Origin of the sequence: Paenibacillus sp. AD87, assembly GCF_001659845.1 — a bacterium.
Lineage (GTDB): Bacteria > Bacillota > Bacilli > Paenibacillales > Paenibacillaceae > Paenibacillus > Paenibacillus marchantiae.
The window spans coordinates 4,957,300-4,983,989 of sequence record NZ_LXQN01000007.1 but is presented as its reverse complement, the minus strand read 5'-3'; the positions used below and the strand labels follow the sequence as shown (position 1 = coordinate 4,983,989).

At 48.7% G+C, this 26,690-nt stretch carries 22 protein-coding genes, 3 rRNA genes and 1 riboswitch; of the genes, 16 read left to right on the top strand and 9 right to left on the bottom strand.

Annotated elements, in window-relative coordinates:
* Positions 1-236: 236 nt before the first annotated feature.
* The 9 genes from gatC (at position 237) to gpAD87_RS21920 (ending at position 9,435) form a co-directional block, all read left to right on the top strand.
* On the top strand, positions 237-524 hold the full coding sequence (gene gatC, locus gpAD87_RS21960) for an Asp-tRNA(Asn)/Glu-tRNA(Gln) amidotransferase subunit GatC (protein ID WP_064640574.1): 288 nt from the start codon (positions 237-239) through the stop codon (positions 522-524).
* A gap of 27 nt (positions 525-551) precedes the next feature.
* Positions 552-2,009 (top strand): Asp-tRNA(Asn)/Glu-tRNA(Gln) amidotransferase subunit GatA, encoded by a 1,458-nt coding sequence (gatA, locus tag gpAD87_RS21955; protein ID WP_064640573.1) that lies wholly within the window; start codon positions 552-554, stop codon positions 2,007-2,009.
* 26 nt (positions 2,010-2,035) lie between these two features.
* Positions 2,036-3,475 carry an Asp-tRNA(Asn)/Glu-tRNA(Gln) amidotransferase subunit GatB gene (gene gatB, locus gpAD87_RS21950; protein ID WP_064640572.1) on the top strand — a complete coding sequence of 480 codons (1,440 nt, stop codon included), beginning with the start codon at positions 2,036-2,038 and terminating at the stop codon, positions 3,473-3,475.
* A gap of 120 nt (positions 3,476-3,595) precedes the next feature.
* The gene (locus gpAD87_RS21945) at positions 3,596-4,060 is read left to right on the top strand and encodes a GNAT family N-acetyltransferase (protein ID WP_064640571.1); all 465 of its coding nucleotides are present in this window, start codon (positions 3,596-3,598) and stop codon (positions 4,058-4,060) included.
* A gap of 32 nt (positions 4,061-4,092) precedes the next feature.
* Positions 4,093-4,803: an MgtC/SapB family protein gene (locus gpAD87_RS21940; protein ID WP_063566622.1), complete on the top strand. Its 711-nt coding sequence runs from the start codon at positions 4,093-4,095 to the stop codon at positions 4,801-4,803.
* A 146-nt stretch (positions 4,804-4,949) separates the two neighbouring features.
* On the top strand, positions 4,950-5,543 hold the full coding sequence (locus gpAD87_RS21935) for a hypothetical protein (protein ID WP_064640570.1): 594 nt from the start codon (positions 4,950-4,952) through the stop codon (positions 5,541-5,543).
* A gap of 26 nt (positions 5,544-5,569) precedes the next feature.
* Positions 5,570-6,970: a DUF4097 family beta strand repeat-containing protein gene (locus tag gpAD87_RS21930; RefSeq protein ID WP_064640569.1), complete on the top strand. Its 1,401-nt coding sequence runs from the start codon at positions 5,570-5,572 to the stop codon at positions 6,968-6,970.
* A 174-nt stretch (positions 6,971-7,144) separates the two neighbouring features.
* Entirely contained in the window at positions 7,145-7,567 is a 423-nt protein-coding gene (gene perR, locus gpAD87_RS21925; RefSeq protein WP_024631328.1) for a peroxide-responsive transcriptional repressor PerR, read from the top strand.
* Positions 7,568-7,704: 137 nt separating this feature from the next.
* Entirely contained in the window at positions 7,705-9,435 is a 1,731-nt protein-coding gene (locus gpAD87_RS21920) for a glycosyl hydrolase family 18 protein (protein ID WP_082935219.1), read from the top strand.
* Between the two features lie 112 nt (positions 9,436-9,547).
* Here gpAD87_RS21920 and gpAD87_RS21915 read toward each other — a convergent pair whose 3' ends face one another.
* Positions 9,548-9,952 (bottom strand): YgzB family protein, encoded by a 405-nt coding sequence (locus tag gpAD87_RS21915; protein ID WP_053778954.1) that lies wholly within the window; start codon positions 9,950-9,952, stop codon positions 9,548-9,550.
* Positions 9,953-10,074: 122 nt separating this feature from the next.
* On the opposite strand from gpAD87_RS21915, the gene gpAD87_RS21910 reads away from it, so the two are divergent.
* The 7 genes from gpAD87_RS21910 to gpAD87_RS21880 all read left to right on the top strand — a co-directional run bounded on the left by gpAD87_RS21910 (position 10,075) and on the right by gpAD87_RS21880 (position 18,657).
* Positions 10,075-10,956, top strand: coding sequence for a nucleotidyltransferase-like protein (locus tag gpAD87_RS21910; RefSeq protein WP_231952701.1), 882 nt, complete (start codon positions 10,075-10,077; stop codon positions 10,954-10,956).
* Between the two features lie 463 nt (positions 10,957-11,419).
* A 16S ribosomal RNA gene (locus gpAD87_RS21905) occupies positions 11,420-12,972 on the top strand.
* Between the two features lie 311 nt (positions 12,973-13,283).
* Positions 13,284-16,210: ribosomal RNA gene (locus tag gpAD87_RS21900) — 23S ribosomal RNA — on the top strand.
* An 80-nt stretch (positions 16,211-16,290) separates the two neighbouring features.
* Positions 16,291-16,407, top strand: a 5S ribosomal RNA gene (rrf, locus tag gpAD87_RS21895).
* The 16S, 23S and 5S rRNA genes sit together here, the layout of an rRNA operon.
* A gap of 224 nt (positions 16,408-16,631) precedes the next feature.
* On the top strand, positions 16,632-17,255 hold the full coding sequence (locus tag gpAD87_RS21890; protein ID WP_063568458.1) for a deoxynucleoside kinase: 624 nt from the start codon (positions 16,632-16,634) through the stop codon (positions 17,253-17,255).
* On the top strand, positions 17,252-17,908 hold the full coding sequence (locus gpAD87_RS21885) for a deoxynucleoside kinase (protein ID WP_064640566.1): 657 nt from the start codon (positions 17,252-17,254) through the stop codon (positions 17,906-17,908). The genes gpAD87_RS21890 and gpAD87_RS21885 overlap by 4 nt, the downstream gene beginning before the upstream one ends.
* Positions 17,909-18,174: 266 nt before the next feature.
* Complete coding sequence (locus gpAD87_RS21880) at positions 18,175-18,657, top strand: hypothetical protein (protein ID WP_082935218.1); 483 nt, start codon at positions 18,175-18,177, stop codon at positions 18,655-18,657.
* A 388-nt stretch (positions 18,658-19,045) separates the two neighbouring features.
* Here the strand turns inward: gpAD87_RS21880 and gpAD87_RS21875 are convergent, their stop codons facing one another.
* The 8 genes from gpAD87_RS21875 to hisC all read right to left on the bottom strand — a co-directional run bounded on the left by gpAD87_RS21875 (position 19,046) and on the right by hisC (position 26,677).
* Positions 19,046-19,789, bottom strand: a complete 744-nt coding sequence (locus tag gpAD87_RS21875; RefSeq protein WP_064640565.1) for a MerR family transcriptional regulator — start codon at positions 19,787-19,789, stop codon at positions 19,046-19,048.
* Positions 19,790-19,952: 163 nt separating this feature from the next.
* Complete coding sequence (thiE, locus tag gpAD87_RS21870) at positions 19,953-20,618, bottom strand: thiamine phosphate synthase (RefSeq protein WP_064640564.1); 666 nt, start codon at positions 20,616-20,618, stop codon at positions 19,953-19,955.
* A complete protein-coding gene (gene thiD, locus gpAD87_RS21865) occupies positions 20,618-21,430 on the bottom strand; it encodes a bifunctional hydroxymethylpyrimidine kinase/phosphomethylpyrimidine kinase (RefSeq protein WP_064640563.1) in 813 nt (270 codons plus the stop codon). Before thiD ends, thiE begins: the two co-directional genes overlap by 1 nt.
* A complete protein-coding gene (gene thiM / locus gpAD87_RS21860) occupies positions 21,427-22,239 on the bottom strand; it encodes a hydroxyethylthiazole kinase (RefSeq protein WP_064640562.1) in 813 nt (270 codons plus the stop codon). Before thiM ends, thiD begins: the two co-directional genes overlap by 4 nt.
* A gap of 253 nt (positions 22,240-22,492) precedes the next feature.
* On the bottom strand, positions 22,493-23,557 hold the full coding sequence (locus gpAD87_RS21855) for an ABC transporter substrate-binding protein (protein ID WP_082935217.1): 1,065 nt from the start codon (positions 23,555-23,557) through the stop codon (positions 22,493-22,495).
* A 47-nt stretch (positions 23,558-23,604) separates the two neighbouring features.
* Positions 23,605-24,417, bottom strand: a complete 813-nt coding sequence (locus gpAD87_RS21850) for an ABC transporter permease (RefSeq protein WP_442950728.1) — start codon at positions 24,415-24,417, stop codon at positions 23,605-23,607.
* Complete coding sequence (locus gpAD87_RS21845; RefSeq protein WP_064640561.1) at positions 24,404-25,171, bottom strand: ABC transporter ATP-binding protein; 768 nt, start codon at positions 25,169-25,171, stop codon at positions 24,404-24,406. The genes gpAD87_RS21850 and gpAD87_RS21845 overlap by 14 nt, the downstream gene beginning before the upstream one ends.
* Positions 25,172-25,345: 174 nt before the next feature.
* Positions 25,346-25,448, bottom strand: a riboswitch (TPP riboswitch).
* A gap of 107 nt (positions 25,449-25,555) precedes the next feature.
* Entirely contained in the window at positions 25,556-26,677 is a 1,122-nt protein-coding gene (hisC, locus tag gpAD87_RS21840; RefSeq protein WP_064640560.1) for a histidinol-phosphate transaminase, read from the bottom strand.
* Between the last annotated feature and the right edge of the window lie 13 nt (positions 26,678-26,690).

Sequence of the window (26,690 nt, the reverse complement as noted above, 5' to 3'; positions counted from 1 at the left end):
TCATTATCCTGGTTAATGCGTAAAAATTCAGTTAATAGGTTTTGAAATTCGCATTAAAGGAAGACTCCCCTGATGTGGTGTTATTTTGCATATTCGGTAACTCAGGTCATTTGCATTGAATTGTCGAACTATCTCACCTATAATGAAAAAAGTTATCTTGGGACTTTAGCCCGTTAAACGGACGATTCGTTTTCGGCGGTTTCAGGAATTAGAACGAATGAAGGAGGCATCCGGAAATGAGTATTTCGAATAATGACGTTCAGCATGTGGCCAAGCTGGCCCGGCTTAATTTGACTGCTGAAGAAGAGCAAACCCTGACAGGGCAGCTGAACGCGATTTTAAAATATGCTGAGAAGCTGAATGAACTGGATACAGAGAACATTGAGCCAACCACTCACGTGCTGCACGTCAGCAATGTGATGCGTGAAGATGAGACGAAGGAAAGTCTGTCGATTGAACAGGTCATGCGCAATGCACCAGAAGAAGAAGACGGGCAATTCAAAGTGCCTGCTGTAATGGAATAACGGATAACCGGAAGGAGGACGAATTACGTGAGTTTATTTGAACAATCGTTGCCGGAGATACATAACAAGCTGCACGCCAAGGAGCTGTCGGTCAGCGATCTGGTGAATCAGGCATATCAGAACATTGGTGAACGGGATGAAAAGGTTAAGGCTTATCTGGCACTGGATGAAGAACAAGCACGTGCTCGTGCACGTCAACTGGATGATCGTCTCGTCAGCGGTGAGGAGAAAGGTTTGCTTTTCGGTCTGCCTGTAGGCATTAAGGACAACATCGTTACGAACGGACTGCGCACAACATGCGGCAGCCAGTTCTTGCGCAACTTCGACCCGGTGTATGATGCAACGGTTGTCGAGAAGTTGAAAGCGGCGGATACCGTGACGATCGGAAAGCTGAACATGGATGAGTTCGCCATGGGTGGCTCCAATGAAAATTCAAGCTTCTACCCTGTACGTAACCCGTGGGCACTCGATCGTGTTCCAGGCGGCTCAAGTGGTGGATCTGCTGCGGCTGTTGCGGCAGGGGAAGCTTATTTCACATTGGGATCAGATACAGGTGGCTCCATCAGACAGCCTGCTTCCTATTGCGGCGTTGTCGGCTTGAAACCTACCTACGGACTCGTTTCCCGCTTTGGTCTGGTTGCATTCGCATCTTCCTTGGATCAAATTGGACCTTTGACGAAAAATGTCGAGGATTCTGCTTATGTGCTGCAAGCCATTGCTGGTTATGACGCCAAAGATTCGACATCCGCGAAAGTGGATATCCCGGATTACTTGAGCGGACTGACCGGGGATGTCAAAGGACTTCGTATTGCTGTTCCGAAGGAATACATTGGTGAAGGCGTTGATCCTCAAGTCAAAGAAACCGTCTTGTCTGCCCTGAAAGTCCTCGAAGGACTCGGAGCAACATGGGAAGAAGTATCTCTTCCGCATACCGAATATGCGGTAGCTACGTATTATCTGCTCGCTTCCTCGGAAGCTTCTTCGAACCTGGCTCGTTTCGACGGCGTGCGTTATGGTGTTCGTGCAGACAATCCGGAGAACTTGCTGGATCTGTACCACCAGTCCCGTAGCCAAGGTTTTGGTCCAGAAGTGAAACGACGCATCATGCTTGGAACCTATGCGCTCAGCTCGGGTTACTACGATGCGTATTATTTGAAAGCTCAGAAAGTACGTACGTTGATCAAACAGGATTTCGACGACGTATTTGCCAAATATGATGTCATCATTGGACCAACTGCGCCAACAACGGCATTCAAACTTGGTTCCCAAGTCGATGACCCACTTACGATGTATCTCAACGACATTCTGACTATCCCTGTCAGCCTGGCTGGTGTACCTGCAGTCAGTATCCCTTGCGGATTCTCGGATGGACTGCCTGTTGGCATGCAGATTATCGGTAAAGCTTTTGATGAAACGACCGTACTGCGCGTAGCGCATGCGTTTGAACAAAATACGGAATTCCACAAGCAGCGTCCGCAGCTGTAGACTGCCCGGAACGGAGGAATATAGAAATGTCCGCATCTAAATATGAAACGGTCGTTGGACTTGAAGTCCATGTCGAGTTGCATACAAACTCCAAAATCTTTTGCGGCTGCTCCACTGCCTTTGGAGCTCCGCCAAATACACATACTTGTCCGGTCTGTCTCGGACATCCAGGCGTATTGCCTGTATTGAATCGCCAAGCTGTAGATTACGCGATGAAAGCAGCTATGGCCCTTAACTGCACCGTTGCTGATGTCAGCAAGTTTGACCGCAAAAACTACTTCTATCCCGATTCTCCAAAAGCTTATCAGATCTCACAATTCGATCAACCGATCGGTGAGAACGGTTGGATCGATATTGAAGTCAACGGTGAAACGAAGCGAATCGGCATTACGCGTCTTCATCTGGAAGAAGATGCAGGGAAGCTTACCCACGTGGATGGCGGCTATGCTTCATTGGTCGATTTCAACCGTGTTGGTACGCCGCTCGTGGAGATTGTCTCCGAGCCGGAGATTTCTTCCCCGGAAGAAGCGCGTGCATATCTGGAGAAATTGCGTGCCATCATGCAGTACTGTGATGTATCCGACGTGAAGATGGAAGAAGGCTCACTGCGTTGTGATGCCAACATTAGTTTGCGTCCGCATGGACAGGAGAAGCTTGGAACGAGAGCCGAACTGAAAAACATGAACTCCTTCCGGGGCGTTCAGCGTGGTCTGGAATACGAACAGTATCGTCAAGCGGAAATTTTGGACGATGGCGGTGAAGTGATTCAGGAAACTCGTCGCTGGGATGAGGCTCAAGGGAAAACACTGTCAATGCGTGGTAAAGAGCAGGCGCATGACTATCGTTATTTCCCAGACCCGGATTTGGTGAAGCTGCATATCGATGCAGCTTGGAAAGAACGGATCAGAGCTTCCATACCGGAGCTTCCGGACGAGCGTAAAGCCCGTTATACCGCTGATTATGGACTGCCTAATTATGATGCGGAGGTTATTACCTCTTCCAAAGCGGTCGCTGATCTATTTGAAGACAGTCTGAAATACACCAAGGATGCCAAAGCCGTATCCAACTGGATTATGGGCGATTTGCTTGGTTACTTGAATACCAGCAACCTTGAATTGACTCAGGTGCCACTGACTGGTCAAGGTCTGGGTGAGATGATTGGACTGCTTGAGAAAGGTACAATTAACAGTAAAATTGCCAAAACAGTATTTAAAGAAATGCTCGAGAGCGGCAAGCTTCCACAGCAAATTGTTGAAGAGAAAGGTCTGGTTCAGATTAGTGACTCAGGTGCCATTCTCGCCATTGTGGAGCAGGTTGTTGCGAACAACCCGCAATCCGTGGAAGATTACAAGGCTGGTAAGCAGAAGGCCATTGGCTTCCTCGTTGGTCAAGTCATGAAAGAAAGCAAAGGCAAAGCCAATCCGGGACTAGCCAATCAACTGCTTACAGATGTACTGAACCGCTGATCCATCCGGTGAGGCCGGACAGAAAGAGGCTCGTCCCTGTGACAGCCTCTTTTTGTTAGGGCATAAGTTTGATTTTATTGTCCTGGATTCAGTGGACGTACGAAGGAGATGAGGTAGGTTATGAAGATTCAATCTTTGTCATTGAGTGATCTGGAGACCGTAGGGCAGCTCTGGCGACTGCAGCATGTAGCTTATCGGCTCGAAGCCGAGATCATCGGGTTTCAGGAAATTCCGCCTTTAATGGATACGATGGAGACACTTCAGAACTGTGGAGAGACTTTCTATGGCTATCTGGACACGGATGGGGAATTGCTTGGTGCGATTGCAGTGGATGAGGAAGAGATCAATACGTTGACGATCACACGCATGATGGTGCACCCTGATCATTTTCGTAAAGGGATTGCTGCTGCTTTGATGACGTATGTGTTTGAACAGTATCCGGATCTTCCGCGTTATATCGTTTCCACAGGAACGTTGAACCAGCCAGCCGTGAAATTGTATACCAAATTCGGTTTTAAGCCCGTGGAGGTTGTACAGATTGCACCTGGAGTGGAATTAACGACATTTCATAAGAATAAAGATTAATGATGTGAACAACTGGAGGAGGAATACCGGCTTTGGGCAATCCCTGGTTAATAGATGAGTGGCACATTTTATTGCGATTATTACTGGCTATGCTGCTTGGAGGGCTTGTAGGCCTGGAGCGGGAGCGTTCCAATCATGCTGCCGGTCTGCGTACCCATATTTTGGTATGTCTTGGATCTGCACTAATCATGATGTTGTCTATTTATGGTTTTAAAGATTTTGCAAATGAATTAAACGTAAGAATTGATCCGGCCCGTCTGGCTACAGCCGTTATTACAGGCGTTGGGTTTCTCGGAGCGGGCACGATTCTTTTTACCGGCAAATCGATTACCGGACTGACAACGGCGGCTTCCATTTGGGTTGTGGCAGCCATCGGACTAGCAACAGGCGCAGGATTCTTTTTTGCCTCCATCGTGTCAACCGTCTTGGTATTACTTAATCTCTGGGTATTCAACAAGTTGGAGCTTAGGTATATACGAGGAAACAAACTGCATGTCGTTACACTTCATACTTTGTCTGAGCCCGGTTTTCTGGAACAGGTATCTTCATTTATGGAGCAGGAGAAGATCAAAATCCGTAAAATAACGGTGAATGAACAGGATTTGGCTTATGCTGAAATGATATCGGTTGAACGCAAAATTGAAATTGTGCTGCATGTCTACATGCCACATGAATTGAGTGCAGTGCATCTCGTATCCAAGTTAAGACAGTGGGAACATGTAACGAAAGTGTCAGTCGAATAATTGAATTAAACCCTCTGAGGCCTTTAGTGCCGGAGGGTTTTTGCTCATAACCATATTTCTTCCAGTTACTCTCCCGGCTCTTTAGGGTACTATCTAACCAAATGCATGAAGAGCGGGAACATCAGCCCGGAAGAAAGGAGTCGTTTATGAAACGGAAACGTCAGTTGAACAATACTTCCAGCGGAACGCGCGGAAAACCTGTCCGAAATCGAACTCACAAGTTTATTGCCGGGTTACTAAGTGCGGTTATTCCGGGTCTGGGCCATATTTATCTCCGATTATACATGAGAGGTCTGACTTTCATGATGCTTGTACTACTGGACCTGTCAGCACTCTTGTACTTCTCAACCATTGGAATACAGATCAATGTACCATTGCTTATCCTGTTGGCGTTGTTTATTCCGGTGATTTACTTTTACAATGTATTCGACGTATTGCAATCTGCGGACTGGGTGATGATGCGCAGGAGAAGAGCGGTTACCCACAATAGCTCGGACAAGCCCATTCCTAATGAACGTTCTGCAGGGGAAGCCATGATGGTGTGGGAAAGAGGCATTTCGTTTGGATTGCTCCTGATTGTAGGGGGATCGCTGCTGGTATTGTTCTTTCGTAAACCACGTTGGTTTAAAGAGTTAATCGCTGTGTATGGCGGATACACTTTTGCTGTTCTGATGATCGCAGGAGGACTAATCCTTTTCGGACGGGAAATCTGGGTCATGCTTCGCAAGAAGAAAATCTAGTGTGAACTATTCAAGGAGGGATAGCCATGAACCGTAAAGTCCGGGTCGGCCGCTATACGGCTGCCGCCTTACTCGTAGCTGTCGGTGTGCTGTTGATTTTGGATAAACGGTGGGGAACGGACTATGTATATGAGATGGTCGATTGGTGGCCCCTCTTGCTCGTTGTGTTAGGTGTAGAATACATACTGTTGTTCTTAGTGACACGTCGAAGAGGGAATGCAGGTTCAGACAACCAAGGTGAGAAAATTAAAATGCGCTTCAGACCCGATGCGAAGGGCATCCTGACGTCCCTTGTCCTGACGGCTTCTGTATTTATCGTTTCTGAGCAGGATCATTATATGCATTTGTGGAACAGGGTGAGTCTTAATCTCGGAGCGGCATCCATGGACTATAGTCAGGCAGCAGGATATATGGAAGATAAGGGCACGATTCGGGTGCCTGTAGGTATGGATACATCGGACCTTGTTGTTGAGGGAGTGAACGGGGATATCTCGATACAGCGGGGGGATACGGAAGAAATTGAAGTGCGCACGGTAGTTTGGGTGGATCAGACAACTGAAGTACAGGCCAAAGCAGTGGCGGACGCTTCTTTTGTTGAGGCAGACGGGACAAAAGTGATTCATATCAAGACTACAGGCAAAACGTATGGAGAGAACGAGAAAACACAGCCGCGGATGAATATCACCATAACGATCCCGGATGATCGTCGTTTCAATCTCGATATTCGGACGTCCAATGGAGCCATATTGTTGAATCGTCCGGAAGCCATTAGTACCATTTTGGCCGAGACCGGAAATGGACGGATACGAATTACGAATGCCGTAGGTGATATTTCCGGTAAAACGCTGAATGGTGATGTGGTTGTGGCAAATGCGATCGGAAATGTGGACTTGAACAGTAATCGAGGCGACATGAAGGCCCGTGGGGTTTCTGGAAATGTGAATCTGACTACACAAGTCGGAAGTATTAGCATCACAGACTCCGTTGGAGAGATCACAGCGGATACCCGAAACGGAAATATCAATGTAGACGGCGCAAGTTTGGCAGTCAAAGCTCAATCCCTCAATGGAAGTATAAGTATTGTATCCGCCAAAGTAGGCGGTGACTGGGACGTTTATAGCGCTGTAGGTGCTATTAACATTCTGCTTCCGGAGCGGGGGGATTATAGCCTCAGCGGTTCCAGCAGTTATGGAGATCTGCAAACGGATCTGCCGTTTAAAGTGAAGAATAAAACGATTGAGGGCCAGCTTGGTGAAGGAGAGTATACGGTTAAAGTTGAGGGGAACAGCGACCTCACTATTGATCGTAATCCTGCAGTGCCTCCTGTTGGAACGAATTCACTGGATTCGGAAGATACGGATGATAACTTGGAACAAATGACCGAAGACGGACAGAATTCCCAAGGCGGAACGTCCGAAGTTCCCTGACTGGCGCGTTGACAATAAACTTGCAATCGCCGTACAATAAATATAAACTGGCAAGGTTACACGGCAGGAAAATGTAATGTCGTTGTTCCAGCCGAGGATCAACTCTGAATGAAGAGAACATGTGATCATACATTCTGTCTCTGCAGAGTAATGAAAGGTAAGGCGGTGGGTTTTATGGCAACACGTGTCCAACATGCGTTGGAGCATCTGAAAACGACCGGTGTCCGTATTACACCCCAGCGTCATGCCATATTGAACTATCTGATGGAATCCATGGGGCATCCGACAGCCGATGAAATTTACCGTGCGCTTGAACCCCAGTTTCCCAGTATGAGCGTGGCGACTGTATATAACAATTTGAAGATGTTTCTGGAAGCGGGCATGGTCCGGGAGTTGACATACGGGGATAACTCAAGTCGCTTCGATGCCAATGTGACGGATCATTACCATGTTATCTGTGATAAATGCGGCAAGATTGAAGATTTTAGTTATCCTTCGCTAAAAAGCGTGGAGCTCCAGGCGGAGTCAAGTACAGGATTTGAAGTACATGGTCACCGATTGGAAGTATATGGTGTTTGTAAAAGTTGCAGGGATTAAGAGAGATGAATTACAATATTAACGTGCAGAATTCAGTTTGGATTCTTCACGTTTTTTGTTTTTAGGACGATAGAATGTATATAGTCTTCAGCAGTTTAGCTATTTCATGATTCAGCATGATTAACGGAGGTAGACGTTTGAGTAGAAAAAGCAGATATACACGTCAGAAGCGCCGCTCGTTCTGGCCTGGATTTTTGGCTGCCTGTGTTGTTGCAGGCGGTGCTTATTGGCTAATAACGAATGTTTGGCTTAATCAGATTCATGAAGACCCCGACTGGATTGGCATGAATCAACCTATTTTTGTGGACGGACAATTGATGGATGGTGAGGCTTCAGGAACGGAAGATCAGCTTAAATTGCCCGTATCGGTGCTGCAAGAGGCGATCGATTCCGGAATACGTTATGAAGCAGACACAGGAGATATCATTATTGCAACACCGCAGCGAGTACTCCATATGAAGGCAGGCAGTACGAAGGCGGAACTTAATCATCGAGATTATCCCATGACGGTTAAACCGGAGGTGGTTGGTGGAGAAGCTTATATTCCGCTCAAACCGTTGAAAGAAGTATATGGGATAGCTATACAGGAAGATGCTACAACGGGTGCCGTGCTACTGATGCGTGGAGGTGACACGATTCAGTATGCAGAGATTGATACATTGTCTTCCAAGGCGGACAAAACGGTTCCTTTGTACAAACGCGGAGGAGAATCTTCTCCCATCATCGCCGATTTGGAGCAGGACGCACGAGTAAGGGTATGGCAGACAGGTGATGACCAGAGCTTTGTTCAGTTGGATAATGGTTATGCCGGTTATGTGGCTAATAAGTATGTCACTCTTACGGAGAAAAAGGAACTGGACAAGCCTAAATTTACCCTGACTGCGGCGGAGAAAAAGTGGCAGAATAAACCGGTCAACCTGGTTTGGGAAGCCGTATACAACCGTCAGCCTGATGTGGCTTCGATTGGCAAGATGCCTGGAGTTAATGTGGTAAGCCCCACATGGTTCCATATTACAGATGGACAAGGCAACGTAAAAAGTAAAGGGGATAAAGCATACGTCAACTGGGCTCACCATTCCGGCATGGAAGTGTGGGGCTTGATGGATAACAGCTTTGATCCGGATGTTACGAAAGAAGCTGTGGCCTCATATGAGACACGTACGCATATTATTGAGCAGATGCTGGAGTATGCACAGACGTATCATTTGGACGGCATTAACATTGACTTTGAAAATGTCTATACAGATGACGGGCCGAATATCACTCAATTTGTCCGTGAAATCAAAGCGATGGCTCGCATACATGGCTTGATGCTCTCGGTTGATGTGACGCCGAAATCGAACAGTGAGATGTGGTCTGCTTTTCTGGATCGTCGCTCGTTAGGCTCTTTTGCCGATTATATTGTCGTTATGGCGTATGACGAGCACTGGGCTGCGAGTCCAAAGGCCGGTTCGGTTGCCTCGCTTCCTTGGACCGAGTCTTCTATGAGAAAGATCCTGGAAGAGGATGAAGTACCATCGGACAAATTGATTATGGCTGTGCCGCTATATACTCGAATCTGGACGGAAGAGACCAATGATCAAGGAGAAGTGAAAGTGTCTTCCAAAGCGGTAGGCATGAGCACCGTCGCAGACCTGATCAAGGAAAAGAAACTCAAACCTGTTCTGGATAAACAAAGCGGACAGAATTATGTGGAATATTCCGAGGATGGGGCCACTAAGAAAATCTGGATAGAAGATGCCGTTTCGCTTCAGGCACGTGTTGATTTGGTTGCTTCGTTGAAATTGGGTGGAGTAGCTGCATGGAATCGAAGCTTCGCCGATGCATCAGCATGGGAGACGCTAAAACAGGCAGGGTATTCGAAATAAACATGAAATAGCTCTCTTTGAACTTATATAAAGTCTTTTCTGAAATTCAAAAAAAGGTCCGGTGAAGATACCGGGCCTTTTTTCTGTCTCTGGGCTTTGATGAAAAGAACATCTAGCTGTTGGAACTCATGCCATGATCTGTGTCGGAAGGGGATGGAGGTGTGGAATGCGCTTTCAGTTGTGAACTGGTAGTATTGGCCTGATTAGGGTCCAGGGTAAGGATGGTGTGACAGAACATACAACGATCCGTCTTGCCGAGCATTTTGGTTAACTTGCCACATTCCGGACAGTCCACTTGTACTGCGCTTGTGGAAAGCATACCAGCCCAGAAATAAATGGCCAGACTAGCCATCATGGCGATCAGGCCGATGACGAGTCCCACAGCGGCAAATACTTTGCCTGCGTGTCCCCAGAACACAATTCCGGCAGTTCCCAGTACCATTAGGCCCATGCCTAGCATGGTAAGCAGTAGTCCCCAAGTGCGAAAAGCATTAATTTTTGCTGATTTAAAAATCATGAAAAATGCTCCTATCGTATGAGTAGTATCGGACCTGGATAAGAAGGAAACTTCAGCCTACATGTAGAATTACATTATAACTGACTTGGCGCTTATCTGCCATGAATTGTATGGAGGGAATCGTGGAACTAAAGAACCTTGCTTTTTTGTCCGAACAGTCGGAAGAGACAGGGGCAGTTGGGGCTATCGCTTATTCCCACCCGGGAGAGCGATTCCACGGCTCCCTAATCCAGGATTTTGAATTGCTCGTACTTGTTGTTCATAATACCGACCAGTTGATATCCAAGGTTAGACACTACAAATATGGTGATCTTCGTTATCAAATAATCTATGTCAGCCGTCATGAGCTGCAGAGCAGTGTAATCACGGGGGATAACAATAACATCATGCAGTGCCTGATTGAAGGTGAGATCATCTGGGAAGCGGATAACGCCTTGAGTGATTTGCGAGAGGAACTATCTACTTTTGGAACCGAACTGCGTGAGCAAAAGCTGCTACATGAATTCGCCAGTTTTTTGAGAATGTATGTGGAAGCGAAACGTTACATTCAAGAAGGACATGTTGTTGATGCCTATTACAATGTTCTTGAGGCTCTGGGGAACTGGGCAAGAATTGTACTTATTGAACAGGGGATCTACCCAGATCATGCGGTCTGGACACATGTGCAGAGTTTGGATCGTGCTTTGTGGAAGCTCTATCAGGAGCTTACAGTAAGTTCAGAGACTCTGGAACAGAGAGTTGAGCTTGTGCTGCTTGCTTGTGAATTCTCAGTGATGTCCAAAATGAGCGATTGCTCTGGATTGCTTCTGCGTGTGCTTGGAAGTCGAAGAGAGCCATGGAGTATGGATGAACTTGTCCATCATCCGCAGTTGAGATTCGTACGGGAGGATTTGCCGCTTATCCTTCGTAAGCTGGTGTTTCGTTCTATAGTAAAAGAATCGGCAGGATGGCCATCCTTTTTAGGAGGAGATGGGCGGGAAATCCGCTATTGGATTGAGGCGTAGTTACTCGTGAAGCCTGACGTTATATGGATTATAAAGTGGGAGGGGAAACCTTCCTTTTTTGTTTGTTTAATAATTTATAAAAAGAGGTTGACTCTTATTCAGGAAATATGATACATTATATTTCGTTCCTCAAACGAGCTTATCGTCAACAAATGATAAATTCTGCATAGGAATTAGTGAAGAACGAAAAGCTTCAAAAATAAATTAAAAAAAGTTCTTGACGAAAACAAACGAAATGTGATACATTATTTAAGTCGCCGCCGAAAACACGGTTGAGACGAAAAAGAGTAACACAAATCGAGTTTGATCTTTGAAAACTGAACAACGAGTGAGTAACGATCTTGCTTGCAAGATCGACGCTGAGAAATCGGTACACGTCTTCGGACTGTATGATTTCAAAGCAAAACAATGAGATTTTTAATCTCGTCAGTTTCAAAATGAGCTTATCGCTCTTTTCAATACTTTATTGGAGAGTTTGATCCTGGCTCAGGACGAACGCTGGCGGCATGCCTAATACATGCAAGTCGAGCGGACTTGAAGAGAAGCTTGCTTCTCGGATGGTTAGCGGCGGACGGGTGAGTAACACGTAGGCAACCTGCCCTCAAGTTTGGGACAACTACCGGAAACGGTAGCTAATACCGAATAGTTGTTTTCTTCTCCTGAAGAGAACTGGAAAGACGGAGCAATCTGTCACTTGGGGATGGGCCTGCGGCGCATTAGCTAGTTGGTGGGGTAATGGCTCACCAAGGCGACGATGCGTAGCCGACCTGAGAGGGTGATCGGCCACACTGGGACTGAGACACGGCCCAGACTCCTACGGGAGGCAGCAGTAGGGAATCTTCCGCAATGGGCGAAAGCCTGACGGAGCAATGCCGCGTGAGTGATGAAGGTTTTCGGATCGTAAAGCTCTGTTGCCAGGGAAGAACGCTTGGGAGAGTAACTGCTCTCAAGGTGACGGTACCTGAGAAGAAAGCCCCGGCTAACTACGTGCCAGCAGCCGCGGTAATACGTAGGGGGCAAGCGTTGTCCGGAATTATTGGGCGTAAAGCGCGCGCAGGCGGTCATTTAAGTCTGGTGTTTAATCCCGGGGCTCAACCCCGGATCGCACTGGAAACTGGGTGACTTGAGTGCAGAAGAGGAGAGTGGAATTCCACGTGTAGCGGTGAAATGCGTAGATATGTGGAGGAACACCAGTGGCGAAGGCGACTCTCTGGGCTGTAACTGACGCTGAGGCGCGAAAGCGTGGGGAGCAAACAGGATTAGATACCCTGGTAGTCCACGCCGTAAACGATGAGTGCTAGGTGTTAGGGGTTTCGATACCCTTGGTGCCGAAGTTAACACATTAAGCACTCCGCCTGGGGAGTACGGTCGCAAGACTGAAACTCAAAGGAATTGACGGGGACCCGCACAAGCAGTGGAGTATGTGGTTTAATTCGAAGCAACGCGAAGAACCTTACCAGGTCTTGACATCTGAATGACCGGTGCAGAGATGTACCTTTTCTTCGGAACATTCAAGACAGGTGGTGCATGGTTGTCGTCAGCTCGTGTCGTGAGATGTTGGGTTAAGTCCCGCAACGAGCGCAACCCTTGATCTTAGTTGCCAGCACTTCGGGTGGGCACTCTAAGGTGACTGCCGGTGACAAACCGGAGGAAGGTGGGGATGACGTCAAATCATCATGCCCCTTATGACCTGGGCTACACACGTACTACAATGGCCGGTACAACGGGCTGTGAAGCCGCGAGGTGGAACGAATCCTAACAAAGCCGGTCTCAGTTCGGATTGCAGGCTGCAACTCGCCTGCATGAAGTCGGAATTGCTAGTAATCGCGGATCAGCATGCCGCGGTGAATACGTTCCCGGGTCTTGTACACACCGCCCGTCACACCACGAGAGTTTATAACACCCGAAGTCGGTGGGGTAACCGCAAGGAGCCAGCCGCCGAAGGTGGGATAGATGATTGGGGTGAAGTCGTAACAAGGTAGCCGTATCGGAAGGTGCGGCTGGATCACCTCCTTTCTATGGAGAATCGTTTCCCGCGTGGAAACATTCAAATACAAAATCTAGCCAGGTCGGCTAGTTACTCACTCGTTGCTCAGTTTTGAGAGCTCAAACTCTCAAACAGCTTGCTTTTGCATGGAGCTTGTTCTTTGAAAACTAGATATCGAAACGAAATTTTGCGATTTAGAACATTCCTTTTTAAGCTGAACTTGTGTAAACAAGTTTCAATAAATAGTGAAAACTGCATTGCGATGGTATCGAATGAGAGCGACTTTTGGCTTTGCGTAAGCAAAACAAGGGAAGCGAACAGTCGAAACCGGAGCAAATATGGTTAAGCTACTAAGAGCACACGGAGGATGCCTAGGCGCTAGGAGCCGATGAAGGACGTGGCGAACAACGAAACTGCCTCGGGGAGCTGTAAGCAAGCTTTGATCCGGGGGTGTCCGAATGGGGAAACCCAGCTGGGGTAATTTCCAGTTACTCATAACTGAATACATAGGTTATGTAGAGGCATACCAAGGGAACTGAAACATCTAAGTACCTTGAGGAAGAGAAAACAATAGTGATTCCGTCAGTAGCGGCGAGCGAACGCGGAGAAGCCCAAACCAGAGAGCTTGCTCTTTGGGGTTGTGGGACATCTCACATGGAGTTACAAAGGAACCGGTTAAACGAAGAGGTCTGGAAAGGCCCGCCAAAGAAGGTAAAAGCCCTGTAATTGAAAGTCTGTTCTCTCCGAGATGTATCCCGAGTAGTGCGGGGCACGTGAAACCCCGTATGAATCCGGCAGGACCATCTGCCAAGGCTAAATACTTCCTAGCGACCGATAGTGAAGCAGTACCGTGAGGGAAAGGTGAAAAGCACCCCGGAAGGGGAGTGAAATAGAACCTGAAACCGTGTGCTTACAAAAAGTCAGAGCCCGTTTTAGGGGTGATGGCGTGCCTTTTGTAGAATGAACCGGCGAGTTACGTTCCCGTGCAAGGTTAAGGTGAAGAGCCGGAGCCGCAGCGAAAGCGAGTCTGAATAGGGCGACATTAGTACGTGGACGTAGACCCGAAACCGGGTGATCTACCCCTGTCCAGGGTGAAGGTGCGGTAACACGCACTGGAGGCCCGAACCCACGCATGTTGAAAAATGCGGGGATGAGGTGGGGGTAGCGGAGAAATTCCAATCGAACTCGGAGATAGCTGGTTCTCCCCGAAATAGCTTTAGGGCTAGCCTCGGAAAACAGAGTCGTGGAGGTAGAGCACTGATTGGGTGCGGGGCCCGCAAGGGTTACCAAGCTCAGTCAAACTCCGAATGCCATAGACTTACTTCCGGGAGTCAGACAGTGAGTGCTAAGATCCATTGTCAAAAGGGAAACAGCCCAGACCATCAGCTAAGGTCCCCAAGTGTGTGTTAAGTGGGAAAGGATGTGGAGTTGCACAGACAACCAGGATGTTGGCTTAGAAGCAGCCACCATTGAAAGAGTGCGTAATAGCTCACTGGTCGAGTGACTCTGCGCCGAAAATGTAACGGGGCTAAACACACCACCGAAGCTATGGCTTGATGCTTTGCATCAGGGGTAGGGGAGCGTTGTATAAGGGTTGAAGGTGTACCGTAAGGAGCGCTGGACATTATACAAGTGAGAATGCCGGTATGAGTAACGAAAAGATCAGTGAGAATCTGATCCGCCGAAAGCCTAAGGGTTCCTGAGGAAGGCTCGTCCGCTCAGGGTAAGTCGGGACCTAAGGCGAGGCCGAAAGGCGTAGTCGAAGGACAACAGGTCGAAATTCCTGTACCACCGTAAGCCGTTATGAGCAATGGGGGGACGCAGCAGGGTAGTGACGCGGACTGATGGATGTCCGTCTAAGCAGTGAGGCTGATGTGTAGGCAAATCCGCACATCATTAAGGCTGGGCTGTGATGGGGAGCGAAAATTATAGTAGCGAAGGTCATGATCTCACACTGCCAAGAAAAGCCTCTAGCCAGGTGATGGTGCCCGTACCGCAAACCGACACAGGTAGGCGAGAAGAGAATTCTAAGGCGCGCGGAAGAACTCTCGTTAAGGAACTCGGCAAAATGACCCCGTAACTTCGGGAGAAGGGGTGCCCCGGTAGTGTGAATAGCACGAGGGGGCCGCAGTGAAAAGGCCCAAGCGACTGTTTAGCAAAAACACAGGTCTGTGCGAAGCCGTAAGGCGAAGTATACGGGCTGACGCCTGCCCGGTGCTGGAAGGTTAAGGGGAGCGGTTAGGAGCAATCCGAAGCTGTGAACCGAAGCCCCAGTAAACGGCGGCCGTAACTATAACGGTCCTAAGGTAGCGAAATTCCTTGTCAGGTAAATTCTGACCCGCACGAATGGCGTAACGACTTGGGCGCTGTCTCAACGAGAGATCCGGTGAAATTTTAATACCTGTGAAGATGCAGGTTACCCGCGACAAGACGGAAAGACCCCATGGAGCTTTACTGCAGCTTGATATTGAATTTGGGTACGATCTGTACAGGATAGGTGGGAGCCTTTGAAGCAGGAGCGCAAGCTTCTGTGGAGGCACCGTTGGGATACCACCCTGATCGTATCTAGGTTCTAACCTGGTACCGTAATCCGGTGCGGGGACAGTGTCAGGTGGGCAGTTTGACTGGGGCGGTCGCCTCCTAAAGAGTAACGGAGGCGCCCAAAGGTTCCCTCAGAATGGTTGGAAATCATTCGAAGAGTGCAAAGGCATAAGGGAGCTTGACTGCGAGACCTACAAGTCGAGCAGGGACGAAAGTCGGGCTTAGTGATCCGGTGGTACCGCATGGAAGGGCCATCGCTCAACGGATAAAAGCTACCCTGGGGATAACAGGCTTATCTCCCCCAAGAGTCCACATCGACGGGGAGGTTTGGCACCTCGATGTCGGCTCATCGCATCCTGGGGCTGAAGTAGGTCCCAAGGGTTGGGCTGTTCGCCCATTAAAGCGGTACGCGAGCTGGGTTCAGAACGTCGTGAGACAGTTCGGTCCCTATCTGTCGTGGGCGTAGGAAATTTGAGAGGAGCTGTCCTTAGTACGAGAGGACCGGGATGGACGTACCGCTGGTGTACCAGTTGTTCCGCCAGGAGCACCGCTGGGTAGCTATGTACGGAAGGGATAAGCGCTGAAAGCATCTAAGCGTGAAGCCCCCTCAAGATGAGATTTCCCAGTATGTAAGACCCCTTGAAGACGACGAGGTAGATAGGCTGGGGGTGGAAGTGCAGCAATGCATGGAGCTGACCAGTACTAATCGGTCGAGGGCTTATCCAAATATGCAAGTTGTAAATCGCACATTTCGTTTCGGATCTAGTTTTCAGAGAATAAACTCTGAATGTAAGCTAAGCTATGCGTTTGGTGGCGATGGCGGAGGGGTTCCACACGTACCCATCCCGAACACGACCGTTAAGCCCTCTAGCGCCGATGGTACTTGGACCGCAGGGTCCTGGGAGAGTAGGACGCCGCCAAGCAATCAAAAGACACGATCGTAGATAAGCGATCGTGTCTTTTTCTGTTATTATGATCATGGGAATGAATATAACTTCTGTAGGCTGTTTTATATATCTTCGTCTTAGAGATAAAACTCATTCTATACATAAAATACTGGCCTTCCCATCATCCAAGCTGTGATACAATAGGTGGGGTCTATATAGAAACGGAAACACGCATGAGTACGAGGAGGAACTGAATCACGATGAAATCAGCCCCGTTTATTGCCGTGGAGGGTCCGATTGGTGCGGGGAAAACAACGTTAGCAACGATGCTTTCTCAGGAATTGAACCTTCCGCTGGTCAAGGAAATTGTAGAAGAGAATCCCTTTTTGGCTTCCTTCTATCAGGATATAGATGAGTGGAGCTTCCAGCTTGAAATGTTTTTTCTGTGTAACCGGTTTAAGCAACTGGAAGACACAGGCGTGCACTACATTAAGAAGAATACACCCGTCATTTCGGACTATCATATCTATAAAAATATGATTTTTGCCGATCGTACCTTAAAGGGCACGAAACGGGACAAATACCGTCAAATCTATCATCTCTTAACGGATGATCTGCCGAAACCCAATCTGGTGCTCTATATTGAGGCTGAGCTCGATACATTGATGAACCGTATCAACAAACGTGGACGGTCTTTTGAGCAGGATATGGACCCGGCTTATATGGAGCAGTTAATTGCAGATTATAAAACAGGTATGGATTACCTGGCTAGCAGCCCGAATCCGCCAATTATCATTAAGGTGAATGCGGAGCAGCTCGATTTTGTAGAACATCCCGAACATTTCAAACAGATTGTTAATCAGGTAAAGGAGTATATCACATGAACAACTATGGCATTCCGGCCAATGCATTAATTACGGTAGCAGGTACCGTTGGGGTGGGCAAATCCACTCTAACAGCCGCACTGGCAGAGCGTTTGAGCTTCAAGACTTCGCTTGAACAAGTCGACCACAATCCATATCTGGAGAAGTTCTATCATGACTTTGAACGCTGGAGCTTCCATTTGCAGATTTATTTCCTGGCAGAGCGTTTCAAGGAACAGAAGAAAATCTTTGAACTGGGCGGTGGATTTGTACAGGATCGTTCCATCTATGAAGATACAGGTATCTTTGCGCAAATGCATGCGGATCAGGGCACAATGTCGGCTACGGATTTTGAGACGTACAGCAGTTTGTTTGAAGCTATGGTGATGACACCGTATTTCCCTCATCCGGACGTACTGATTTACCTGGAAGGCAGCCTGCCATCCATTCTGAATCGGATTACGGAACGCGGACGGGAGATGGAGATTCAGACGGACCGTTCCTACTGGGAGCATATGCATGAGCGCTATTCAGTATGGATTAATCAATTTACGGCCTGTCCGGTACTGCGTTTGAACATCGATGAGTACGATGTGAATGACCCAGCATCGGTGGATGCCATTTTGGCGCAGATTGCTGCTGTCATTACTCCTTCCAACGCCACGCAATTATAAACATTAACTTATATAAGTTTGTTATTCATAGGTTAATGAAAGAGTTATTAAATTAATAAGATTAAATGAGATCCCCTCTCTACCAATTCAAGGCTGATAGAGGGGATTTTTTGCGTTATTTTGAGATAAAAGCATGGGCACAGAACCTATTTTAATGATTATAAGATAGTAGAAATTTGTTGAATAAAAGGAGTATTTGTGGTTTCATAGGAAAGGTGAATTCTGGAAATTATAAGCATAAGCATGACTCAGGAGGGAAAGACAACGTGGAAGAGAAACAAGGGATCAAGATCGGCATGCCAATCGTTGGTGGATTATTGGCAGCAGTTGTAGGGGGCATTGTGTGGGCAGTGATCGCTGCCATGACGGAAAGGGAGCTTGGGCTCATTGCTATCGTTATTGGGGCGCTCACAGGCTACGCGGTTGTATTGTTTTCGAACAAACGGATCGCAACAGTACACAAAGCCATTGCAGTCATCTTTGCACTTATCGGCATTTTGCTTGGGAAGTATCTGACGGTGGTGTATTTTACTTCCGAGTTGTTCAGCGATGCGAGCATGATGAATCTGGTGTTCGATGGTGAGATGGTAAGTGCATTTGTGGATACCTTTACGGATTATTTCAGCGAGCCGGTTGACCTGTTATTCATCGTACTGGCGATCGTATCGGCATGGCAGATTCCAGGACGGATGGCGAAGACCAGTCTGGCATCGGATGCTTCTTCGTCTGATCACGCTCCTAGAGCTTAACCGATGGCTAGCAGGAAGCAAGACCTGTGTAATACAGGGACTGCCTCCTTTAAAAAGTACTCAGAGTGAATGACTGTAATGGCTTATTCACATTGCGGCTGAGATACTACAAGAGGGACGTGACGTCTTAGGGCGTGCGTCCCTTTTTGTGTAAACTGAGTAATGTTGAATTCCTCGGCTGTCCAGCACATTGCATGAATACGGAAAAGATGTGACAGAACGGAGTTCTATTTAATACGAGTATATTACTTATAACGAGAGAGCAAGATTTCATTAGCAAAGCAATAGAAAGATCGAAATGGAACTACTTGTCTACAACGTATACCTGATTGCGAGGGGCATCGGATAATACGGATAAAGCTATAGGTGGAATCAATGTAGGCCTAGATTAACTGTTTCGATCAGCAAACACAGCCATGGCATCCCGCATAAATACAGCCAAGCCTTCGCCGAATTGATCAATATTACGTGTAAAACGTTCGTCGTCTACGTACATTTGGCCCAACCCTCTGAAGACTTCAGGAGAATAATTGCCCATGTTGTTCAGATAGCTGTACCATTCCGAGATTCCGGCTTGAGCTTCGGCAGAGTTTGGATCCGTGTGACGAATTGCTGCAAGTCGAGTGTAGATTGAATTCATTTGATCGGATAGAGCTTTTTGCTCCCCAGGAGACTGGTTTTGTAACTTTTGATTAGCCTGATCCACTGCTTGGTCTCCCCAACGTTCCCGCGCTTCCTGCTCATACGGATTATGACTGAAATTAAACCCTTCAAATTGTTCTTTGGCTGTCATCTTAATTTCTCCTCTCACGTGTTGAACCGATTTATCAATGGTGGCGATCATTTGGTCCAACCGCTTGCGTTTCTCCAGCAGAATACGGCGATGCATATTTAGAGCTTCCTCCCGATTGAAAGAGGGATTGTTTATAATCTCCTTGATATCTTTCAGCGAGAAATCGAGCTCTTTAAAAAATATAATCTGCTGCAGCATTTCCAGATTGGCATCTGAATACAGTCGATATCCGGCAGAAGTCACTTCGTCCGGTGTTAACAGTCCGATCTCATCATAATGATGCAGTGTGCGCACACTGATCCCGACAAGTTCGGCCACTTCTTTTACTTTCATGGCCATGATGGAAACCTCCTTACACCACCGATTGTACAGCGTCACGTTACGTGAGAGTCAACAAATAAAAATAAGATGCAGGCATGGAAGCTGCATCTTGAGAATGACTGAATGTGCTGCACCAGATAGATGGTGCAGCACACGGGCTGGCGGTGCAGGGAGTGCATGGCTACGCCTGCATCCCGCGCACCGCCGCAGCGAACTGCGCAGCCGCTGCGCGCACATCGGCCGCGCCCGAGATGGCGGAGATGACGGCTACGCCGTCGGCTCCTGCCGCCATCACGGCGGCCGTGGTATCGGGCGTAATGCCGCCGATACCTACCACCGGAACTGCGATGCCTGCGGCGCGCAGTTCGGCAGCCCCTGCGGGGCCCAGCACAGCGTGGGCATCCGCTTTGGACCGCGTCGGGTACATTGGCCCGACGCCAAGATAGTCGGCGCCCGCCTGCACCGCACGGCGGGCTTCCTCCACGGAGTGGGCGGATACGCCAAGCATCCGCCCTTCTCCGATGCGGGCGCGTACCAGCGCCGCGTCCGCATCGTCCTGGCCGACATGTATACCGTCGGCCTCCACCGCCACAGCCAGCTCCACATCATCGTTCACGATGAACGGTATCCCGTGCTGGCTGCACACCTCGCGAAGCCGCATCGCAAGCGTGATGCGTGCTTCGCCAACCAGAGCGCCAGTTCCTTTTTCACGGAACTGGAACAGCGTAATGCCGCCAGCGATGGCTTGGCGTAGCACCTCCACCGGGTCACGCGTCGTATTCACGCTGCCCATTACCAAATACACCTGCATCGCATGTCGTACCGCTTCTGCATCCAGAGTGCGCATTACTGTTCACCCCGCAGTCTGCGCTGATAGGCAAAATGATTCGTCGGCCCATGTCCGGCCCCAATCCCCAGCTCATCTTCGATGGCTGCCTGAATGAATGCTCGCGCGGTGGTGACGGCAGCCGGCACAGCTGAGCCTTTCGACAATTCGGCAGTAATGGCCGCAGAATACGTACATCCCGTTCCATGGGTATGCCTTGTCACTACCCTAACGTTCTCCAGATAATGAAAAGACTGCCCATCATAGAGCACATCGACAATGCTGCCATTTCCCTCATCATGACCACCTTTCACCAAAGCATACGTGGAGCCCATCTGCACGATCTGCCTTGCGGCTTCTTCACGCTGACTCAAATTCATAATAGACATTCCTGTAAGAAGCTCAGCTTCCGGAATGTTCGGTGTCGTGATCAAAGCATGAGGCAGCAGCTCTGTAATTAGCGCTTGAACGGCCTCCTGCTGTAGGAGGGGAGCGCCACCTTTGGCAACCATAACCGGATCGATGACCAGATTGCACCATCCGTATTGCTGCCATTTCTCGGCAACCAGTCGAATAATCTCAGCACTGTAGAGCATGCCCGTCTTCACGGCTGTAGGCTGAAAATCATCACCGGTCGAATCCAACTGTTGAGCAATACCTTCATATGAAATAGGGAAGACGCCCTGCACACCTTTTGTATTTTGGGCTGCAATAGCTGTAATTATAGTCATGCCATATACGCCGAGCTCCTGAAAGGTCTTGAGATCAGCTTGAATTCCGGCACCGCCACCATTATCGGAACCAGCAATCGTCAAAGCCTGTGCAATACTCATTGCGCACCTCCATCAATCTGGCGAACCTGTGCCCGATGAGCGAGAACGTCAGGTGTCACTTGGGCCAGTTGATTCAGCAATTCGATCTGGAAGCTGCCCGGTCCCAGGTCAGCGGTACGTTCCGCCGCAATCTCTGCTGCAACGCCATAGAAAGCGAGTGCCTCCACAACACTGCTCATCAAGTCTTCTCCCGGTTTCGCAATGGCTGCAAAAGCACCAATTACCGAGCTGAGCAAGCAGCCTGCACCAGTCACTTGGGTAAGCAAGGCATGTCCATTACTCGTCAGGAACGTCGTTTGTCCATCCGTAATGACATCCTCGCGTCCGGTAATGACGACCACACAGTCGAGTTTTTGTGCTGCCCGTTCTGCTATTCCGATTCGATCGCCCTCGCCTTGACCTGCATCCACACCTTTGATGCTCCAATGCTCACCGATGACATTGGCGACTTCCGCCACATTGCCCCGCAACACCGTGAGGTGAAGCTCACGAACGAGCATCTGAACGGTTTCCGTACGATAGGTGGTTGCGCCAGCTCCAACCGGATCGAGCACAACAGGCACGTTATTTGAATTAGCTGATTGACCTGCCAGGCGGATCGCCTCAACTACTTTTTCGTCCAAAGTGCCAATGTTCAGTACAACCGCTCCCGACATCTTGGCAACATCAGCGACTTCTTCATGCGCATAGGCCATAAAGGGAGATGCACCTAGTGCGAGCAAACCGTTGGCCGTAAACGGAGCGACGACAATATTCGTAATGTTATGAACAAGCGGATTTTGTGTACGAACACGTTCCAGATAAGACATATGAGTTCCTCCTTATAAATAAGCAAATTAATCAATAAAAGTGTCAGGGCAGGGTGGGCCATTAAATCATGGGAACTAAAAGCTATTCTCGGATAGCTGGAAAGTCCATATAGAAAGCTTAATTAAAGATTCCTTATCCTCGATAAAGATTCTATTCGTACAGTTATTGAATTCCGTAACTACTCATGTGGGCGACATCTGATAATGAATTTACAACTTTCAAATTTCCCTTGATCTCGTCCAGTAATCGATTTTACTTACTCACCCTGCATAAAGCATCCTCAGCCTTTACGGAATCCGGAATCAGTTCACTTTGAACCAACCATGCACGTACATTTTCCCAAGAAGAGGCGTCCTGCCTGCCAAACGGCTGACCTTCTTCATTCATCAGTGGCAGTAAAATGTTTAGACTTTTGGTTTCGATCTCCGGGTCAAGTGGAGACGTTTCGTTCTCATGTGCGAGCAGAATGTTCAGCGCGTCCTCGGGGTGCTCTGTTACATATTTCTGTCCTTCCTGCATCGCTTTGATGAAGCGGGTAAGCTGATCTTTCTTCGCTTCAATGCCCGCATCACTTGCAGTGAGGACCAGTTCATAATAATCAGGTACGCCGTAATCGACGGGATTGATCGCTTTCATGGCATGGCCTTCCTTTTCCAGAATCAATTGTTCATGGTTAATAAAACCACCCATAATGGCATCTGCCTGCCCGGAAGCCAGGGAAGGGATCAGGTCAAATCCCACATCCACCAGATTCATCTTGTCGGGATTACCGCCATCCTGGCTGATCATGGTACGCACCATTGCTTCATACAAAGGGATTGAGGAATAGCCGACCGTCCTCCCTTCAAGATCTTTTGGCGATTTCACTTTACCGTCTGCTTCAGTCAACAGATGCACGAGCGGATGGCGAACGACGGCTGCAATCGAACGTACAGGAATGTTCTCCCCACGCGCGAGCAAAATTTGCGGCTGGTAGCTTAGTGCAAGATCGATTTTCCCGGCGGCAACAAGTTTGAGTGCATCATTCGTATCGGCAGGCATCTGGATATCGACATCCAGACCTTGATCCGCGAAGTAACCATTCTCCTGAGCAACATAGATGAAGGAATGCACTGCATTAGGATACCAATCGAGCATGATGGACAGCTTGTCTATGGATGCCGATGGCGTTTCGATCGCAGATGATCCTGTATCTTTCGCTTTGGAAGCTGAATCTGTGGCAGGTGTATTGGTACCCGTATTTCCACATCCGCTGATGATCAGCAACATAGATATGAGCAGAATGGGGAGTAGGGAGTAGATATGTTTTTTCTTCATAGCTTCAAATTCCTCATTTCCTTGTTATCTGTTTTGAAATCCGAAAGTTATCCAGTTTTTCTTCTACCTGCATGCCGTGGTGTACTGAATTTTTTCTCTATCCATGCAATGAGTACAAACAGGGCGATACCGAGCAGGGATAACAGCACAATGGCGGCGAACATTGCATCCGTGTTCATATTGCTCGACATTCTGCGGCTGAAGTAACCGAGACCCTTGCTTCCACCGAGCCATTCCCCGATCGTTGCACCGACTACACAATACACCACAGACATTTTCAGTCCCGAAAAGAAGGAGGGAAGGGCAAGTGGAATCTGGAGTTTGCGAAAAATATCCCACTTGCTGGCCCCCATCGTCAGCAGCAGTTCACGCTGCTCCGGATCACCCTGGCGCAGGCCATCGTAGGTGCTCACCACAATCGGGAAAAATGCGATTAGGAACACCACCGCAACTTTACTCCACAGCGTGTAGCCAAACCACAGGATGAAGACGGGGGACAGGGCAATCAGCGGGATCGTCTGACTGATCACGATGAAGGGATATAACGCTTTTTCAATCGACCGATTCATATGCATACCCGTTGCAAGTGCAGTCCCGGCACCAATGGACAAGCCAAAACCAACGATAACCTCCATCAAGGTAGCGGGCAGATGTGTGGCCAACAAGAGGTGGCGATGCTCATACAGCGAACGGGCAATCGCCGTCGGGGCTGGAATGATGAAGGAAGGCACCCATCCCATACGCACAATCCACTCCCAGAGAGCAAGCAGCAAGATCATGAGCAAAAGAAACAGACCATAACGGGCAAGCCAACCTCTTACGCTATGCTTCATGCTATCTCTCAAGTTACCGTCTCGCATGCAATTGTTCCTCCAGTAGTCGTCTCATCTGAACGAGAGCCGGTTCGTAGATCATGTCCGAATGTCTTGGACGTGGCAAAGGTACCGTCAGATCCTGCAGCTGTTGGCCTTGGCCCACCGGAGTTAACAGGATAATCCGATCACTGAGCAGCAGGGCTTCTTCAATGTCATGTGTGATGAACAACACGGTTTTGCCAAGGCCTTCCCATAGCTCCAGCAGCCAGCGATGCATCTCCCGTTTGGTCAGGGCATCGAGTGCGCCGAAAGGTTCATCCAGCAGCATCAGTTGGCCACCTGTCAGCAAAGTACGAAGCAGCGCGACACGCTGGCGCATGCCACCTGACAGCTCGTCCGGGTAAGCATGCGCGTGGCCGGATAAGCCAAATCTGTCGAGACCAGCCAGAATGTCCGCTCGAATCCTTACCTTATCCTGCCGACCTGCAGCCAGTTCAGAGGGAAGCATGCAATTCCCCATGACGGTTCTCCAGGATAATAGGAGGTCCTTTTGCGGCATGTAGGCCACCTGCCCCAGTCGCTTTCCTTCTTGAACCCAAGGAATTTCAATGGTTCCGTGTGTTGGCTCAAGCAGGCCTGCCAGCAGCTTGAAAAGGGTACTTTTACCGGAGCCGCTGGAACCGATGAGCGAGACAAATTCGCCTTTGGCTACAGTCATCGACACATTGGAGAGCACGGGGGAATCCCTTTTTCCCGGGAAAGCGTAGCTCATGTTGTGAATGGTTATATCGTTATCCATCTCGTTCCGTCCCCCTTGTATTCATAATTCAACTTCAAACCGCGGGATCTTTAATTACACCTTCTGATCTGCTCGCAGAACGCGAAAAAGACCCACCCATTTCCGGAGAAATGAGTGGGTCTGTAAGTTCAATTCACATTAAATTCCATCATCAACATGAAAAAATCCGCTTACTGAGAGGCCGCTCCACTTCCCTCCGCTGGTATGATCCAGATCAGGTTCAAAGGGTCCGAATCGTTCGATTCGTCTCAGCCGCAAGGCTCCCCTAGTGCAATGTTTAAGATATGCAGTTGTGTGTTCAGCATATATCACATGCAAGTGGAATGTAAAGAGGGCGGCTTAAAAGAAGTGTGCGTAATGTGAGTTAGGAAAGTAACTAGGATTCTAATCGTTTGAATGTAACAGTGAATCAAGCTCCCCGATCAGACGGGCAATCTGCTCCGGTGTACCAATCGTAATCCGAAGCCAGGTAGGCATACTGAATTCGGCACCGCCGCGGACAGAGATGCCTCTGTTCAACAATTCTTTGGTAATCGGGCCACTATCCTGCAACAGATCAACCATGATGAAATTTGTTTCGGAAGGGATGTAGGGTAAGTTCCACTGATCAAAGGACTGCATTAACGTTTCCCTTCCTTGACGATTGTAGTGCAGGCAGTGAGAAACAAATTCATGATCATCCAGGCTGGCCAAAGCAGCGGCTTGGGATGTGGCTGTCAGACTGATGGGCAGCTTGACCCGGTTAATGCCTTCAATAATGCTTTCATTCCCGATGCCATATCCAATTCGCAGGCCAGCAAGTCCATATATTTTGGAGAAGGTCCGCAAAATAATCAGATTATTATACTGCTCCAGCAGCTTAACCGTATCAGGATAATCTTCACTTTCCGCGAATTCATAATACGCTTCGTCCAGGACAACCACGACATGGGAGGGAACATGTTCGAGTAAACCAAGCAGGGCATCTGCCGTGAAAATGGTTCCGGTTGGATTATTCGGATTGCACAGCCAGATAATTCGGGTAGAAGCATTGATCCGTTGCCGGAATTGCTCCAGGTCCAGTGAATGGTTGACCAACGGAACTTCATGGATGACACCGCCTGCCAGCAGCGTAGCTCCCTTATACCAGTTAAAGGAGGGCACTGGAATGAGTGATTCCTCGCCGGGATTAAGGTAGGCTTGGGCGGTAAGGGTAAGGAGCTCGAATGAACCACTGCCAAATACCAGTTGGGAGGTACGCACACCCAGACGTTCCGCAAGTTTGTCACGCAGCAGTTGGCTGGAACCGTCGGGGTATTGAGCCAGAAGATCGGAGCCCAGCGTTCTGACTGCTTCCGCTGCCAGGGGAGAAGAGCCAAACGGATTCTCGTTCGCTGCAAGTCGATCTACACTTTCCAGTCCCAATTCCCGCCGGATCTGTTCCATGGATTTGGCAGGCGTATAAGCCGGAATTTGATTTAACAGGTCTTTAACAGGAGGAGAGGGAACGGGTGAAAGGGATTGCATAATCATGCCTTCT

Coding starts and splice junctions, on each gene's coding strand:
- gpAD87_RS21875 (WP_064640565.1), bottom strand. CDS start 19,789: ATGGCCATGAAAGTAAAAGAAGTGGCCGAACTTGTCGGGATCAGTGTG.
- gpAD87_RS21885 (WP_064640566.1), top strand. CDS start 17,252: ATGAACAACTATGGCATTCCGGCCAATGCATTAATTACGGTAGCAGGT.
- thiD (WP_064640563.1), bottom strand. CDS start 21,430: ATGAGTATTGCACAGGCTTTGACGATTGCTGGTTCCGATAATGGTGGC.
- gpAD87_RS21930 (WP_064640569.1), top strand. CDS start 5,570: ATGAACCGTAAAGTCCGGGTCGGCCGCTATACGGCTGCCGCCTTACTC.
- gpAD87_RS21855 (WP_082935217.1), bottom strand. CDS start 23,557: ATGAAGAAAAAACATATCTACTCCCTACTCCCCATTCTGCTCATATCT.
- perR (WP_024631328.1), top strand. CDS start 7,145: ATGGCAACACGTGTCCAACATGCGTTGGAGCATCTGAAAACGACCGGT.
- gpAD87_RS21850 (WP_442950728.1), bottom strand. CDS start 24,417: ATGCGAGACGGTAACTTGAGAGATAGCATGAAGCATAGCGTAAGAGGT.
- gpAD87_RS21945 (WP_064640571.1), top strand. CDS start 3,596: ATGAAGATTCAATCTTTGTCATTGAGTGATCTGGAGACCGTAGGGCAG.
- thiM (WP_064640562.1), bottom strand. CDS start 22,239: ATGTCTTATCTGGAACGTGTTCGTACACAAAATCCGCTTGTTCATAAC.
- gpAD87_RS21935 (WP_064640570.1), top strand. CDS start 4,950: ATGAAACGGAAACGTCAGTTGAACAATACTTCCAGCGGAACGCGCGGA.
- gatB (WP_064640572.1), top strand. CDS start 2,036: ATGTCCGCATCTAAATATGAAACGGTCGTTGGACTTGAAGTCCATGTC.
- gpAD87_RS21890 (WP_063568458.1), top strand. CDS start 16,632: ATGAAATCAGCCCCGTTTATTGCCGTGGAGGGTCCGATTGGTGCGGGG.
- gpAD87_RS21845 (WP_064640561.1), bottom strand. CDS start 25,171: ATGGATAACGATATAACCATTCACAACATGAGCTACGCTTTCCCGGGA.
- gatC (WP_064640574.1), top strand. CDS start 237: ATGAGTATTTCGAATAATGACGTTCAGCATGTGGCCAAGCTGGCCCGG.
- thiE (WP_064640564.1), bottom strand. CDS start 20,618: ATGCGCACTCTGGATGCAGAAGCGGTACGACATGCGATGCAGGTGTAT.
- hisC (WP_064640560.1), bottom strand. CDS start 26,677: ATGCAATCCCTTTCACCCGTTCCCTCTCCTCCTGTTAAAGACCTGTTA.
- gpAD87_RS21915 (WP_053778954.1), bottom strand. CDS start 9,952: ATGATTTTTAAATCAGCAAAAATTAATGCTTTTCGCACTTGGGGACTA.